Annotated in this window: 1 protein-coding gene; it reads left to right on the forward strand. The window is 72.1% G+C overall.

Annotated features, from left to right (window positions below; all coding sequences use genetic code 11):
• Positions 1-107 precede the first annotated feature (107 nt).
• Positions 108-734, forward strand: a 627-nt coding sequence (locus Y694_RS22120) for a FimV/HubP family polar landmark protein (protein ID WP_409072504.1), incomplete at its 3' end; no start/stop codon positions are given.

A 734-nucleotide genomic window follows, 5' to 3' on the forward strand; every position in this document is an offset into this window, starting at 1 on the left:
CGGCCCCGGCTCCGCGTCCGGCACCGGCACCGGCACCGCGCGCTGCGGCGGCCGAGCCGGCTGGCACGGGTGCCGCGTCCGAGTACCGCGTCAAGGCGGGTGACACGCTGTACCGCATCGCCACTCGCACGCAGCAGCCCGGCGTGTCGCTGGACCAGATGCTGGTGGCGCTCTATCGCAGCAACCCCGGCGCCTTCCTCGGCAACAACATGAACCGGCTCAAGGCCGGCGCCGTGCTCAATGTTCCGTCCGGTGAAGAGACTCAGGCCATCACGCCATCCGACGCCCGGCAGGTGATCCAGGCGCAGAGCGCCGACTTCGGCGCCTACCGTGCCAAGCTCGCCGGTGGCGTGCCCACTGCGGCCGCGCCCGACAGCAGCCGCTCTGCGGCGGGCAAGGTGCAGGCGGACGTGCAGGACCGCAAGACGGCCGCTGGTGGTACGCCGGACAAGCTGACCTTGAGCAAGGGTGCGGTCGGTGCGAGCAAGCCGGGGCCGGAAGACCAGGTGGCCAAAGGCCGCGAGCAGAAGGACAACTCCACCCGTGTGGCCGAATTGGCCAAGAACGTCGAGGAACTGAAGAAATTGCAGGGAGCGGCCGCGGCAGGTTCGGCGGCTTCAGCTGCGGTGGCCAAGCCGGGGGTCAGCGTACCCGCGCCAGTGGTCGTCCCGCCGACGCCGCCGAAGCCCGCTCCGGCGCCCGCACCAGTTCCCGCTCCGCCGCCGCCCGCGCCG

Source organism: Methylibium sp. T29-B (assembly GCF_000576225.1).
GTDB lineage: Bacteria > Pseudomonadota > Gammaproteobacteria > Burkholderiales > Burkholderiaceae_C > Methylibium > Methylibium petroleiphilum.